We start from the raw sequence: 13,170 nt of genomic DNA, 5'->3' as shown, positions 1-13,170 counted from the left end.
CCGAAGCCGAACCGATCACGCCGAACCCCTCACACACAAACTTTCCGACAGACCCGCATGAGTTTCACGAGCGGTCCTCCCTGTAAACAGAGAGTCCTGCGCGGTAGGTGTCGAAGGAATGGCTGAGGTCATTCCATCCGAAGATCCGTGCTGATCCGGTGACACTGACTCACTACTGGAATGAAGCTGCTGCATACGGCGAGCTCGGATTGTGTGATCGCGCTGACACCTTCAGGTGTCCGTTCGTTGCTCTTGCGCCAGGACGCTTTGGCGGAGGTGGGTGAGGATGGCGGCAACACCGAAGTCGTAGCATGCGTCGAAGTCTGCGGAGAACAGGTGCGGGTGAAGGCGGTGCAGAGTCGGGTATCTATCGGAGGGCGGAACTTCTTCTGGGGCGGCTTGGATTTGCGCGGCTTGTTGTTCTTGGGTGATGCCGAGCAGGAAGTAGAACAGTGCCCACATGCCGTGCGCGCTTTCTCTGTCGGGCACGCCCGCGATACTGAGGGCGGTCACGAGCTCCTCGGTGAAGTCCCGTGTGTGCTCCTCGAACGGCGTGTTGCCTGCGGTGAGGCGTGCACCGTCGCGGTATGTCAGCAGGGTGTGTCGGTAGCGACTGAGGATCTCCTCTGCTCGCTGGAACCCGTCCTCGGGTAGGTCATCCAGGGAGAGATGTGCCAATACGGCGTCTGACATCAGTCCGAGCAGGCGTGCTTTTGTCCCGACCTGGAAAGACACGGTGTTCACGTTGACTCGCATGCGTCGTGCGACTTCGCGGATGGTGACAGCATCCAAGCCGTGTTCGTTCAGCAGCTCTAACGCGGCGTCGATCACGTCCTGACGGGTGTGTCTGCGTGGCGGCATCCTCGCCCTCTCTTGCTTGGTGTGCGCTTTCGTTCACAGATAGGGTATCCTAATCAAGTCTGAGTTAGGGTGTCCTAATCAAGAAGGCGATGAGTGTCGCCGGTCCAGAAAGGTGAACTCCATGTCTTCGTTACACAGCGGCGATCGCCGCCACACTCCGCCATGGTGTAGGCGCCCCTTCCTCGGACGCAGGCAGGAGTTGACGCTCGTGGAGCGTCGTCCGATCGGGGAAAGTGCGGTCCGCGTGACCTTGGGCGGGTTCGGCCTAGAGAGTTTCCGTTACCAGGGCGGGGATCAGCGATGCACGCTGCTGATCCCTTGGCCTGAGGAAGAAGCCTGGCGTTACATGGTGCCGATGATCGCGGATCCATGGAGCGCAGCATCGCAGTGGGGGTTCGCAGCAGCGCTTACCCGCCCACTCCGTCGACGTCTCACGGTCAGTGGCTACCGCGCGGACGCGCTGGAGATCGACTTCGACATCTTGCTGCACGGCGAGAGTCCGCTCAGTACCTGGGCGGAGGATGCACCGCTCGGGTCCACGGTCGATGTCATCGACAACGGGCGCCGCTACTATGTCCCTGCCGACACCCGGTGGCAGCTACTCATTGCCGATGAGGCAGGCGCTCCCGCAGCTCTCGCTGTCGCGGCAGAGACCCCATCAGAGGTACCCACAACGTTGTACGTTCCCCGCACGGTGGCGGCGACAGAAGTAGATCGATCTGCCGACCACGTCACGGTCGTCGCTGTACCGAAGCAGGGCGAGCAAAGCGCTGCATGGGAGGCGTTCGTTTCAACGATGCTCGCACGCAGACTCCCTCTGGTTCCTGACCTCGTCGGCATCGCGGGGGAGCGCTCTTTCACACACGAACTCGTCACACGCCTCCGCCGGGCCGGTGTACCCCGCAGTGCTATCCACGCAGGGAACTACTGGAAACGGCAGTGACGAGCGGACGTCCTCCTCCGCCTTGGATCTACGCCACCTGCCCTGAGTCCACGAACCTCATCATCGCTGCGGGGTCCTGCACTACAGCCGACGACGATCGAATGATCTGCGGATCCAGCTCTCAAGAAAGACACGATGCTTCACACTGACACCCTGCCCACATTAACCCGCCCGCGACGCGTGCGCATTCAGCCGTCGGCACTGCTGGTGCTTATCGGGATTTTGCTTGTCGCGGGCAACCTACGTGCGGCCATCACCACGGTCGGCCCGGTACTACCTGAGATCGCACGCTCCACCCAGATCAGCGCGCTGCTCTCGTCAGCGCTCATCAGCCTGCCGCTGGTGGCGTTCGCGCTCGTGTCACCCATTGCCCCGCGCATCGCTCACCGACTCGGGCTCGAACGCACGATCGGGATCAGCCTGCTCCTCCTCATCGCAGGACTCATCACCCGCTCCACACCACCACTGGCACTGCTGTGGATTGGGACCGTCCTCATTGGGGTGGCCATCGCGATCCTCAACGTCGTCCTCCCGGCACTCATCAAACGCGACTTCCCGAACAAGATCGCCCAAGTCACCGGCGGATACTCCGCCCTGCAGTCGACCTTCGCGGCGGTGGCAGCAGGAATTGCAGCGCCGCTCGCCGGGGCGACCGCGCTCGGATGGAGACTTCCTCTGGGGATGTGGGCCGGGCTTGCACTCATCAGCCTCGGGGTCTTTGCTCCGCAGCTGCGCAGGCGGACCGTGCTCACCGCTTCGGAGGAAGACATCGCACTCGAGCTCCCGAAAGCGCATCACGCGACGTGGCGCTCCCCATGGACGAGCCTTCTCGGCTGGCAGGTGACCTTGTTCATGGGACTGCAATCCCTGATCTTCTACAGTCTGATCACCTGGCTGCCCTCCATCGAAGCCGCTGCCGGAATCCGTGCTTACGAGATCAACATCCACCAGTTCGTCCTCAACGCGCTCGGAGTGCTCGCGAGTCTCGTCTGCGCCGTCATGATCCCCCGAATGCGAGACCAACGACTTCTCGCGGTCACGGGCCCGCTCCTTGTCGCCGCCGGACTCGCGGGAATCTACTTCGCACCACAACTCGCGCTGGTCTGGATCTGCGTACTGGGGTTCGCCGCAGGAGTAAACGTCGTCCTCGCACTGTCGTTCTTCGGCCTGCGCACCACGCACCACGGCCAAGCCGCGAGCCTGTCCGGTATGGCCCAGACCCTCGGCTACCTCGTCGCCGCCGCAGGCCCGCTCGTTTTTGGCGCCCTCCACGACACCACAGGAGACCGGACGCCGGTACTAACCGGAATGGTCGTCATATGCATCATCCTCGCTGGCCTCGGATACCTCAGCGGACGAAACCGGGTCATTGGGGGACACACGCATTCGGCGGCCCCGTCTTTGAACTAGCTCCGACTGACACGGCCTGTCTCTGGGTCTCTGACATGCTCGGTCGCGAAGGTAAGCGCGGGCTACTCGGACACGAGAAACCACTGATGGGCAGCATGTGTCGCTGGCCTTCGAGCGTCATCGTTCTGCGGTTGGGTCACCCCGAGTCGGGTGCTATCGAGGAAAAGGCTGAGCACAGCGATCGAGATTCCCAGACCTGCTCTGAGCCCGATCACGTGAGAGTCAAGGGCCTGCTAGTCCGCGACATCCTCTACAGCCTCAGAGAGCGATGCCGGGCCGGTACGAACCTGCTCGACATCGACAGGTGGGCGCAGGCGATGATCCTCGAGGCCGGGGTGACGGTTTCCGATACCAACTACCCGTCCCAGTTCGGGCGTTGCATTGGCACGGGAGCCGCCGGAGGGGCCTTGCACCGCGCACCGTTCAATTACCGGCTCGCGGAAGGTGACTGACTCGCCCCGGCGTGTCTGGAGAGTGTTTTGCTGGTGTCAGCCGGCTTGTTCGACCGGTTCGTTGCGAGCGTAGTCGAGTTGTTCGACCTCGAGGGGCGTGAGGTCGTCGATGGAGCCGTGGGTGCGTTCGGTGTTGAACCACAGCACCCAGGAGGCAGTGGCGGCCTCGACTTGGTCGACGTCGCGCCAGGGCCCTTCGTGGTGGATCAGCTCGGACTTGTACAGGCCGATCTGCGACTCCGCGAGGGAGTTGATGCTCCTATAGTTGTCAACTCATGATCTCGCCGGTTTTCGGGTCGGTCTTGATGAGGTGATAGACCTCGCGGATGACGTAGCGTTTCAAGCAGCGGATGATGTCGCGCTTGCTTTTGCCTTCGGCGGTTCGTCGGGCGACGTAGGCGATGGTGGGTTCGTGGAATCTCATTCTGACGATGACGGTCCGATAGATCGCGGCGTTGAGTTGCCGATGTCCGCCGTGGTTGATCCTGTGCTTCCCGCTGGTCATCCCTGAGCCGGTCGGGACCGGGCTGATGCCAGCAAGTTTCGCGAACGCGGCTTCGGAATGGATGCGTTCGGGGTTGTCGCCGGCGACGATGAGGATCTCCGCGGCAGTGTCGACGCCGATGCCGAACTCGTCGAGCAGGTGCGGGGCGCGCTGCAGGACGAGCTGCTCGATCTGCGCCTCGAGTTCCTTGATCTCGTCGTTCAGAGCGATCCAACGTTTCGCGATCGACCTGAGCGCGTGCCGGTTCGCGTCCTCGGGCGTCGCCAGCCCGTGGGGTCGGAGAGCGGCGCAGTGCCGGGCGACCATCTTCTGCGTTTTCTTGGCGGTCTCTCGGCGGAGGTCCTCGGTGGCGTGGACGAGCATCGCCTTGAGCGTCACCATCGCCCCGGTGCGCTCCTTCACCTGGCTATGTCAACCCCACTTGGCCCCGGGGTGACGGCCAGGAATGGACCCACCTTGCGCGAGACCAGCGGCATGAGCGGTTATCGGCTGGCGGTCGAAGCGAGCAGCGGGCAAGGATGGGTCTCTGGACCCGAGAACCACCCAGGAGGGGTTCACCATGAGCGAGCAAGGCACCGGCCCATGGGCCACACAGCGTTTGGTCATCCGCAAGGGTCGAGCCAGTGATGCCGAGGAGATCTGGCCCTGGCGCGAAGACGATGAGCTCAATCGGTGGCTGACCGCCATCCCCACCTCGCCAGAGCAGAACAAGGAACGGTGGGTCGCCGGGCTCGACAGCAACTACGTCGCCGAGATGGCCGGCACGATCGTGGCGACGGGCAAGATCGCACCGGAACAGGCATGGGCGCAGTCCGAGGTTGCCGACCAGGTCGACGGCGCACAGGTTGAGATCGGGTGGGTCGTGGCACCGGGCCATCAGGGCCGAGGGATCGGCACCGAGTTCGCCAGGGCCCTGCTGGACATCTCGTTCGCCTCGGGAGCTCGTCGGGTGACGGCCTACTGCTTCGCCGACAACGCCGCCTCAGCGCGCATCATGGAGAAGATCGGCATGCGCCGCGAGGCCCACTTCCGCACCGATTCCCTGCATCGTTCAGGACGGTGGCTCGACTCCTATGTATACGCAATCCTGGACACCGATCCCCGCTGATCGCGTCAGAAGTGCGCGTTCAATTGGAAGCGGCGTCCCAGCAGGCCAGCGCACCTTGCCCGCCCGAGAAGGTGACGCCCGGAATTGCGAAGTCGCGGGTGATTTCGCCAAAGCCAAGGTGTGCGTGGAGCGCCAGGGAGGCTTGGTTGAGGGCGTTGGCGAAGTACCAGACCTGTCGAACGCCTCGCCTTCGTAGCTAGATGAGTCGAGCGCGAGTCAGCAGCCGTCCCACGCCTCGACGACGTACGGCTGGGTCCACCACAACACCGGTGAGGTACCAGCCCGAGGGGGCATTGCAGTCGGCTGGCAGCTGCAGCCAACTCGCCTTCCCATAGCCCACGAGGTCCGAGCCAGAACGAGCCACAAGGACGAGCTGGCGATCATCCTCGAGCGCTCGTTGGAAGGCACCGATCCAGCGATCCATTGGCTCATCCTCGCGGGCTGCCGCCAATGTCGCGCATGCGCGGACGTCCTCGTTGGCCAAGGTGCTGACCAGCACGGGCAGCGGATCGAGGTCTCCGCTGTCGTCAGTGAACTCCGCGAACTCGGGCATGGGCACCACCGTATGCGGCAGATCCGGTAATGCATCACCGCTGGCGACAGGTCGAATTCCTCACGGAGTGGTGAGCCGCGTGAGCGTGGTGTGGAGGTTCCAGAAGGCCTCGGGTGGGAGTGGGTGTCCGTTGAGGCTGCTGTCGAGGTAGGGCAGGTGGCACACCCATCCCGGCAGGTATGTAGACCTCGGGTCGATGATTCCCGCGTGGTCCAGGGTCAGACGCGCATGGTCGGCGGTGTCGGGTTGGATCATCATGCAGATCTCGGAGGTCTGCTCCCCGGGGAAGTCCCAGCTCATGGCGAACTGTTCGAGGGGTTGTACCCGGTGGACGCGGCTGGAAGACACGTATCCCTCGCCGTGGTCGATCTTGAGCACGTCCCCGACAGTGAGGCAGCCGCCGACGTGGCGCCCGAGCCACTGCGGCAGGAGTGTCGGGTTGGTGATGTGTGCCCACAAACCCTCTGGAGCCGTGGCGACGACCCACTCCACATGTAGGGACTGGGTGGTGGAGGTGGCGGTCACGAGCGGCATGGTTACTGGTCCTGGAGGGAGGTGTAGCGCAGTACGTAGGCGTCGTGGACCTGGTCGAAGGAACCCCAGAGGTCCTGCCACTGGTTGCGCTCGACGCCGGCCATGAGCTGGTCCAGGTGGATGTGCCAGCCTGCGGCATGTCCGGTGTCCGAGGCGGGGGGCTGGAGCCCGGCGTGTACCAGCTCCAGCAGGGTGCCGTCGTCGCATGGTGAGAGGGTGACGCTGACCCGCGAGGCGGATTCTTCCGGCGCGCTCCAGGTCGCTACGAGCTGACGCGGCGGCGTGCACGAGAGGACGATCCCCTCGACGCGGCTGTCAGGGTCGGATGCGTCGAACACCAGCTCGTAGTGGCCGCCTTTGACCAGGTCGACGCTGAGTGCTCCGAGCCACCGTGCGGCGCGTTCGGGGTTGGTGATCGCATCCCAAAGGTCTTCGGGAGTGGTCTTGATGACGCGCGTATGCGTGATCGTGCTCTGTCCGCCGGATCGGGCGATGGTGCCCATCTGGTGTTCCATGCTCAGGCTCCTTTGCTGAATGGGTGTCGGTTGCTGGACAGCCGGTCGGTGTGGCGTCGGCCCCGGGCCACCTCTGTTTCCAAGGCGTCGAGGTGCTGGTCCCAGAAGGCTCGGTAGGGGACCAGCCAGGTGTCGACTGCTGCAAGGGCGTCGGGGTTGATCGCGTAGATCCTCTGTCTGCCTTGGGTCTCGACGATCAGGAGTCCGGATTCGGCCATGAGTCGTAGGTGCTTCGAGACGGCTTCCCGGCTGATGTCGAGAGAGGCGCCCAGTTCACCTGCAGGCCGGGGTCCCATCCGGAGCTCGTCAAGCAGTGCTCGCCGGGCGGGATGCGCCAAAGCATCGAAGGTGTCGACCATGCAAATATGGAACCAATTGGTTCCATATACGTCAAGACGTAACGCGCGCAATTCGGCAGATCAGCCCTGTCACGCACTTTGCCGGTCGCGGCATGTGCGCATGATCGTCCTCAGCTTCGGCGTTCCATCTCGACGAACTCGTAGGTGCTGCCGTTGGTTGGCTGTAGGTAGGAGCGGACGGTGGTGAAGCCGGCTGCCTTGTAGACCCTGATGGCTCGTTGGTTGAAGGCGGCGACGCTGAGGCGGATGCGGACTACGCCGGTGGCGGCTGCGACATGGGCCAGTCCGCTCCGGAGGAAGGCCAGCCCTCGCCCGCCGCCGGTGAGGTCGGGGTGCAGTCCGAGACTGATCTCCTGGACAGTTTCGTCGCCGCTCGGTTCGGCGGTGAAGAAGCCGACGAGGTCACCGCCGTGGTGGACCTGCCAGAAGTGTGAGGGCCACTGGTCGGGGCTGATGAACTCCTCGTAGTCGTCACGATCGGCGGTGGTGTCGTAGAAGTCGTAGGGGGCTGGGTACTTCCAGGTGTCTGCGATGACGTGTGCCGACTCCACGGTCATCGGTATGAAAGTCAGTTGCTGTGCCCACTCGTCGGGATCTGTGCCGGAAGCCATGCATGCCAGTCTCCCGTCCGTTGGGGTGATCCGGCAACGAATTTGGATCCTCCGCAACGCGCGCCATTCGGCAGATGATCAATGTCACGCGCCTGTGGTGGGGGTGTGGTGGCGGGCGCGGGTGTGGGCGAGGCGGTAGGAGTTGGTGCCGGTTTCGATGAAGGTGGCGTTGTAGGTGAGTCGGTCGACGATCGCTGCGCACAGGCGGGGTCGGTGAAGGTGTCGGTCCAGGCGGAGAAGGACTGGTTGGACGCGATCGCGATGGCGTTCTTCTCCTCGCGTTCGGTGAGGACCTGGAACAGCAGTTCGGCCCCGCGCCGGTCGAGTTCCACGTAGCCGAGTTCATCAATAACGAGGAGGTCGACACGGCCGTAGCGGTTGATGGTCTTGGTGAGTTGTTTCTCGTCGGCGGCTTCGACGAGTTCGTTCACGAGCCGGGTGGCGAGGGTGTAGCGGACGCGGTAGCCCTGTTCGGCGGCGGCGGTGCCGAGCGCGATGAGCAGGTGGGATTTGCCGGTGCCGGAGTCCCCGATCAGGCACAGGGGGTCGCCGCGGCGGATCCAGTCGCCGGTGGCGAGCTCGTTGATGGTGGCGGGGTTGATGTTGGGGTTTGCGGTGAAGTCGAAGTCGACGAGCCACTTCTCGCGGGGGAAGCCGGCGCTCTTGATGCGGCGCAGGGTGGAGCTGCGGTCGCGGTCGTCGACCTCGGCCAGGAGAAGTTCGGCGAGGAAGCCTTGGTAGGTGAGTTGTTCCTTCGTGGCGGCCGCGACGGCGTCATCGACCACGGCGCGGATCGTGGGCAGCCGGAGCCGGCGGCAGGCCTGGTCGATCGCGGCTTGGGCGGCTTGCTCGGTGAGGCTGTGACGGCGGCGAAGACCGCCCTGGCGGTGGCTGGTGCTGATGGTCATGGGGTTCCTGTCTGGATGTGGTGGACCTCGGCGCTGGCCGGGGCGGGGTCGGGTTGGCGACGACGCAGGAGTTCGTCGTAGGCGGTGACAGTGGGCAGGGGGCGAGTGTCCTCGGGCAGGTGCGCGATGACCTGGTGCGGGTCGGTGGGACGTCGTGGTGGCAGGTTCACGACCGTCCCGCCCCTGGTCGGGCTGGCTGGGGCGGGTGTGTGGCCGGTGGCGTGGCGGCGGGCTTCGACGGCGACGACGTCGGGGCTGATCGCGCCGACCGACAGGGCTGAGGTGATGCCAGCGATCACGGCATCGGCCGGGAGGGATCGGTGGAGCAGGAGCACGTCGATCAACGCTTGGGTGCCGGCGACGTCGCCGCTGGTCTTGCGGGCCGCGGCCCAGAACGCGTCGTGGGCTGCGGTGAATGCCCCGGCGGCGCGGGCCTGCGCCAGGGCGGTGGAGCCGGGGAACGCGCCGGGCTTGTGGCGTAGGACCTCGAGGTAGTGGTCCAACTCGACCCGGGTCACGCCACGGGTGCCGAGGCGAGGGTGGGTGGCGAGGACGGTGCGGCCCTCGAACACGACCACGCACGAGGCCCGCAGGGACACGCGGACGCGTTGCCCGATCAGGTGCGCGGGGACGGAGTACTTGACCATGCGGACGGTGATCAGGGCGGAGCGATCGACGCGGGGGTGGAGGATCAGGCCGGGGTCGAAGTCGTCGGCCGACAACGGTGCCAGGTGGGGCAGCTCGGCGTGGTAGTCCTGCCCGATCGTGTTGGCGTGGCCGGTGATGCGGCGGGTGTTGTCGTCGTGCTCCCAGGCGCGGATCTTGTCGTTGAGTTCGTCGAGGGTGGCGACTTCGGGCATGGGGGTGAGGTGGTTGCGGCGGAACCATCCGACCTCGCCCTCGACGCCGCCTTTCTCGTGGGCGCCGTCGATGCCGGGCTGGCAGTAGAACGCGTCGAAGCCGTAGTGGGAGCGGAACAGCACCCAGCGTTCGTTCTCGTCGCGTAGCCGGTCGCCGCCGTGGATGACCTGGACGACGGCGGAGGTGAGGTTGTCGTAGCGGATGTGGCGGGTGGGGATGCCGCCCAGGGTGTGGAAGGCCTCGATGTGTCCTTCGAGGAAGGCCTCCTGTCCGCCGGTCGGGTAGACGCGGTGGATGGCCTTGCCGGAGTGGGACAGGCGGTAGACGAACATGTGGCACTTGGTCTTGACGCCGTCGAGGATGACGTAGACCTCGCCGAAGTCGACCTCGGCCTCGGCCTCGGGGGCGTGGTCCTGCGGCACCATCGCTTCCACCCGGCGCATCACCGGTCAGGCCAATGGCTCCAGGGTGCCGAGCACCTCGTTGAAGGCCTCGGTGCTGGACGGGTGGGTCCAGATCCCGTCGCGCAGGTCGGAGACCTTGGCGCCCAGCCGGATGGCCAGGGCGACCATGTTGACCAGCTCCTGGGAGTCGATGGAGAAGATCGTCGCGCCGAGGATCTCTTGGCTGTCGGCGTCGACGAACAGCTTGAACAGGCCGTGGGTCTCGCCGACGATCTTCGGCCGGGGCATGGCGGCGATCTTCGCCACCTCCTTCTTCGCCATCAGGACGTTGCGGCCGGACTTGCGGGCCTGGGTCTCGTCCATGCCCACCATCGACAGCGGCGGGGTGATGAAGGTGGTGTTCGGCACCGCCACGCGGTCGCTGCGGCGGCGCGTGCCCTGGCCCATCACCGCGTCCCACACGATGCGGTTGTCGTCCAGCGAGATGTAGGTGAACTGCGGGCCGCCGTTGACGTCGCCCACCGCGTACACACCGGGGACGCTGGTCTGCAGCTGGTCGTCCACGACGACGAAGCCCCGCTCGTCCACCTCGATGCCGGCGGCCTCCAGTCCCAGCTCGCCGGTGACCGGCACGCGTCCGGCGGCCACCAGCACGGCCTCGGCCGCGAAATCGCCCTTGGTGGTGTGCACCACGGCGTGTGTGCCGTCGTCGTCCAGCGACGTGGGCCGCACGCCCTGCTCGATGGTGACGCCCATGTCGAGCAGGGTCTGCCTCACGGCCTCGGCCACGTCCCGGTCGACGCGGGGAAGGAACTCCTCGCCGCGGTCGAGGATGGTGACCTTGGAGCCGAAGTGGGTGAACATGCTAGCGAACTCCAGCCCAATGAAGCCGCCGCCCACGATCACCAGCCGTTCGGGCAGCGGGTCGATGTGCTGGATGGTGGTCGAGTCGAACACCCGCGGTGAGTCGAAGCCGGGCAGGTCGACGCGGCGCGAGGTCGCACCGGTGCCGATCACCACGGTCTCGCCGGTGAGCTCCACCTGGCCCTCGGCGGTGTCGACGACGACCGTCCGCGGGCCGGTGAACCGGGCGGTGCCGTCCACCAGGGTGACGCCCGGCTTCTCCAGCATCTGGTGGTTCGCGGCGTTGAGCGTGCCGATCAGCGCGTCGCGGCCGGCGACGGCGGTGCGGAAGAACTCCTGCGGGTCGTCGGAGTCGCGACGCTCCTCGGCCGAGACGACGAGGTCCTTGGTCGGCACGCAGCCGATGTTGATGCAGGTGCCGCCGTACATCTCGGGCGAGCGCTCCACCAGCGCCACGGTCTTGCCGGCGGCCGCGAAGCGCCCCGCCAGGGTCTTGCCTGCCTTGCCCCAGCCGATCACCAGCAGGTCAACGTCCATCACAATTCTCCTTCGCGTAGGCACGCTCTCGCTCGCAACGCTCGCAATCCACGAGGTGCGGGATTTGCCGGTGGGCATCCTTCCAGCGGCACCGCTGAGATGGAAAGCCAACTGCTGACATCGCTCTGCTGGTCGGAGCCACGGCAAGTTCAACCGGTCGTCGCAACACCGGCTTCTTCCAAGGATTGTAGTTGCTCTTCGAGGACCTCGGCCGGTGTTCTCCAGCCGAGGGTCTTGCGGGGGCGGCTGTTTAGGGTGTGGGCCACGGCTTCCAGATCTTCTGCTGTCCAGCGGGACAGGTCGGTGCCCTTGGGGAAGTACTGACGCAGCAGCCCGTTGGTGTTCTCGTTGCTGGGCCGCTGCCAGGGGCTGTGGGGGTCAGCGAAGTAGACCTTCGTGCCGGTCTCCAGGGCGAAGGTGGCGTGAGCGGATAGTTCCTTGCCGCGGTCCCAGGTGATGGTCTTGCGCAGCTGCTGCGGCAGAGCGGTGATCGACGCGGCGAGCGCGGTGTTCATCGCGACCGCACCGTAACCGCCCAGCGAGGGGCCGTTCTTGACCGGCGGCGTCTGGCCCCAGCCCTCCAAGCGAGGCAGATGGACCAGGATCGTGGCGCGGCTGTGGCGTTCGACCAAGGTGCCGATCGCGGAGCGGCCGGTGCCGATGATCAGGTCGCCTTCCCAGTGGCCGGGAACAGCCCGATCCGCGGCCTCCGCGGGCCGTTCGCTGATCACGACATCGGCGGTGACATGGCCATGGGGCTTGTTCCGCGAACGCTCACGCGGCGAGCGCAGAGCCCTGCCGGTGCGCAGGCAGGTCACCAGGTCCCGCTTCAGCGCCCCGCGGCCCTCGATGAACAGTGACTGGTAGATCGCCTCGTGACTGATCCGCATGGACTCATCATAACCGAACTCGATGCGCAGGCGGTGGCTGATCTGCTCCGGGCTCCAGGCCTTCGACCAGCGACGGTCGGCCCGGTGGGGCTTGTTCAACCCTTTCCAGACTGGCGTGTCTGGGCCGTTGACGGTGCGGCCGTCAGGGTGGGTGACCTTGCCGGCGAGCCGGTCCTGGACGTAGTCACGCAGCCGCGGGTTGGTCACCATCTTCGCTTCTTTGGGCCTCTTGGCGGCCTCGTGGGCTTTCCACTGGGCGACCATGGCTCGGTATTCGAGTTTCCCGCCTCGGGTAGCGGCGTTGCGGCGCAGCTCACGACTGATCGTGCCTGGATCACGGCCCAGAGCCTGGGCGATGGTGCGAACCCCCTTGCCCTGGGCCTTCAGGATGGCGATCTCCTCACGCTCGGCGAAGCTGAGATATCGCCCACTGGGTTCGACCAGACTGATCGGTGGCATGCCGCCAGCGTGGCGGAACCACCGCGAGGCCACCGGGATCGACACACCCACCACGAGCGCGGCCTCCGCCGTTGAGATCCCCGTCGCAATGAGACGCCAGAAGTCACGCTGCACCGTCCGAGACGGTTGCGGCCTGCCCGGAGAGAACATCGCCGGCCGCAAGGCCCTGTCCGCTCGCCACTGACGCCGCAACCCCTCGGGGACATCGCCAGTCCTCATGCACCAATGCTTGGTAGCCATCCTCCACACCTCTCACATCAAGGTGTTGCGACGACCAGTTGAATGCGCCCACAGAACGACACTCAGAGTGTGCTGAGGCCGTGCGCAGCAACGCGCGCACATGGGTCTGTCCGTTCCTTTGTGTATGGGGCTTCGGCTTAGTTGATTCCTAGGCGG

The 13,170-nt window shown here is 65.4% G+C and carries 14 protein-coding genes and 2 pseudogenes; 4 read left to right on the top strand and 12 right to left on the bottom strand.

The features are described 5' to 3' along the window. Positions 1–231: 231 nt before the first annotated feature. Positions 232–861: a TetR/AcrR family transcriptional regulator C-terminal domain-containing protein gene (locus tag FM113_RS04315; protein ID WP_087011863.1), complete on the bottom strand. Its 630-nt coding sequence runs from the start codon at positions 859–861 to the stop codon at positions 232–234. A gap of 208 nt (positions 862–1,069) precedes the next feature. Here FM113_RS04315 and FM113_RS04310 point away from each other — a divergent pair, with 208 nt between their 5' ends. The 3 genes from FM113_RS04310 to FM113_RS04300 all read left to right on the top strand — a co-directional run bounded on the left by FM113_RS04310 (position 1,070) and on the right by FM113_RS04300 (position 3,666). After that, positions 1,070–1,804 (top strand): siderophore-interacting protein, encoded by a 735-nt coding sequence (locus FM113_RS04310; RefSeq protein ID WP_176387074.1) that lies wholly within the window; start codon positions 1,070–1,072, stop codon positions 1,802–1,804. Between the two features lie 135 nt (positions 1,805–1,939). Further along, positions 1,940–3,214 carry an MFS transporter gene (locus FM113_RS04305; RefSeq protein WP_087011859.1) on the top strand — a complete coding sequence of 425 codons (1,275 nt, stop codon included), beginning with the start codon at positions 1,940–1,942 and terminating at the stop codon, positions 3,212–3,214. 86 nt (positions 3,215–3,300) lie between these two features. Beyond that, complete coding sequence (locus FM113_RS04300) at positions 3,301–3,666, top strand: hypothetical protein (protein ID WP_087011857.1); 366 nt, start codon at positions 3,301–3,303, stop codon at positions 3,664–3,666. Between the two features lie 36 nt (positions 3,667–3,702). Here the strand turns inward: FM113_RS04300 and FM113_RS18595 are convergent, their stop codons facing one another. Both FM113_RS18595 and FM113_RS04290 read right to left on the bottom strand, forming a co-directional pair. Then, positions 3,703–3,873 carry an integrase core domain-containing protein gene (locus FM113_RS18595; protein WP_369676686.1) on the bottom strand — a complete coding sequence of 57 codons (171 nt, stop codon included), beginning with the start codon at positions 3,871–3,873 and terminating at the stop codon, positions 3,703–3,705. Between the two features lie 61 nt (positions 3,874–3,934). Further along, positions 3,935–4,573, bottom strand: coding sequence for a transposase (locus FM113_RS04290; protein ID WP_217895953.1), 639 nt, complete (start codon positions 4,571–4,573; stop codon positions 3,935–3,937). A 157-nt stretch (positions 4,574–4,730) separates the two neighbouring features. Here FM113_RS04290 and FM113_RS04285 point away from each other — a divergent pair, with 157 nt between their 5' ends. Then, on the top strand, positions 4,731–5,279 hold the full coding sequence (locus FM113_RS04285) for a GNAT family N-acetyltransferase (protein ID WP_087011852.1): 549 nt from the start codon (positions 4,731–4,733) through the stop codon (positions 5,277–5,279). Between the two features lie 196 nt (positions 5,280–5,475). Here FM113_RS04285 and FM113_RS04280 read toward each other — a convergent pair whose 3' ends face one another. From FM113_RS04280 to FM113_RS04240, 9 genes and pseudogenes are all read right to left on the bottom strand, one after another. Further along, entirely contained in the window at positions 5,476–5,832 is a 357-nt protein-coding gene (locus FM113_RS04280) for a GNAT family N-acetyltransferase (RefSeq protein WP_206661106.1), read from the bottom strand. Positions 5,833–5,892: 60 nt separating this feature from the next. Continuing rightward, entirely contained in the window at positions 5,893–6,357 is a 465-nt protein-coding gene (locus FM113_RS04275) for an SRPBCC domain-containing protein (RefSeq protein ID WP_176387073.1), read from the bottom strand. 11 nt (positions 6,358–6,368) lie between these two features. After that, on the bottom strand, positions 6,369–6,881 hold the full coding sequence (locus FM113_RS04270) for an SRPBCC family protein (protein WP_087011849.1): 513 nt from the start codon (positions 6,879–6,881) through the stop codon (positions 6,369–6,371). A 2-nt stretch (positions 6,882–6,883) separates the two neighbouring features. After that, the gene (locus FM113_RS04265) at positions 6,884–7,240 is read right to left on the bottom strand and encodes a helix-turn-helix transcriptional regulator (protein WP_087011847.1); all 357 of its coding nucleotides are present in this window, start codon (positions 7,238–7,240) and stop codon (positions 6,884–6,886) included. A gap of 110 nt (positions 7,241–7,350) precedes the next feature. Next, entirely contained in the window at positions 7,351–7,851 is a 501-nt protein-coding gene (locus FM113_RS04260; protein WP_087011845.1) for a GNAT family N-acetyltransferase, read from the bottom strand. A gap of 84 nt (positions 7,852–7,935) precedes the next feature. After that, positions 7,936–8,759 (bottom strand): annotated as a pseudogene (istB, locus tag FM113_RS04255) (IS21-like element helper ATPase IstB). Further along, positions 8,756–10,060, bottom strand: a pseudogene (locus tag FM113_RS04250) (transposase); the annotation flags it as partial. The pseudogenes FM113_RS04250 and istB, both read right to left, overlap by 4 nt. 9 nt (positions 10,061–10,069) lie before the next feature. Then, positions 10,070–11,425, bottom strand: coding sequence for an FAD-dependent oxidoreductase (locus tag FM113_RS04245; RefSeq protein ID WP_055085869.1), 1,356 nt, complete (start codon positions 11,423–11,425; stop codon positions 10,070–10,072). Positions 11,426–11,574: 149 nt separating this feature from the next. Beyond that, a complete protein-coding gene (locus FM113_RS04240; RefSeq protein WP_087011843.1) occupies positions 11,575–12,993 on the bottom strand; it encodes an IS30-like element ISPfr9 family transposase in 1,419 nt (472 codons plus the stop codon). Positions 12,994–13,170 lie beyond the last annotated feature (177 nt).

Origin of the sequence: Leucobacter sp. 7(1) (assembly GCF_900163635.1) — a bacterium.
In the GTDB taxonomy this organism is placed as follows: Bacteria; Actinomycetota; Actinomycetes; order Actinomycetales; family Microbacteriaceae; genus Leucobacter.
The sequence above is the reverse complement of the archived record's forward strand: the minus strand, read 5'-3'. Positions and strand labels throughout refer to the sequence as shown.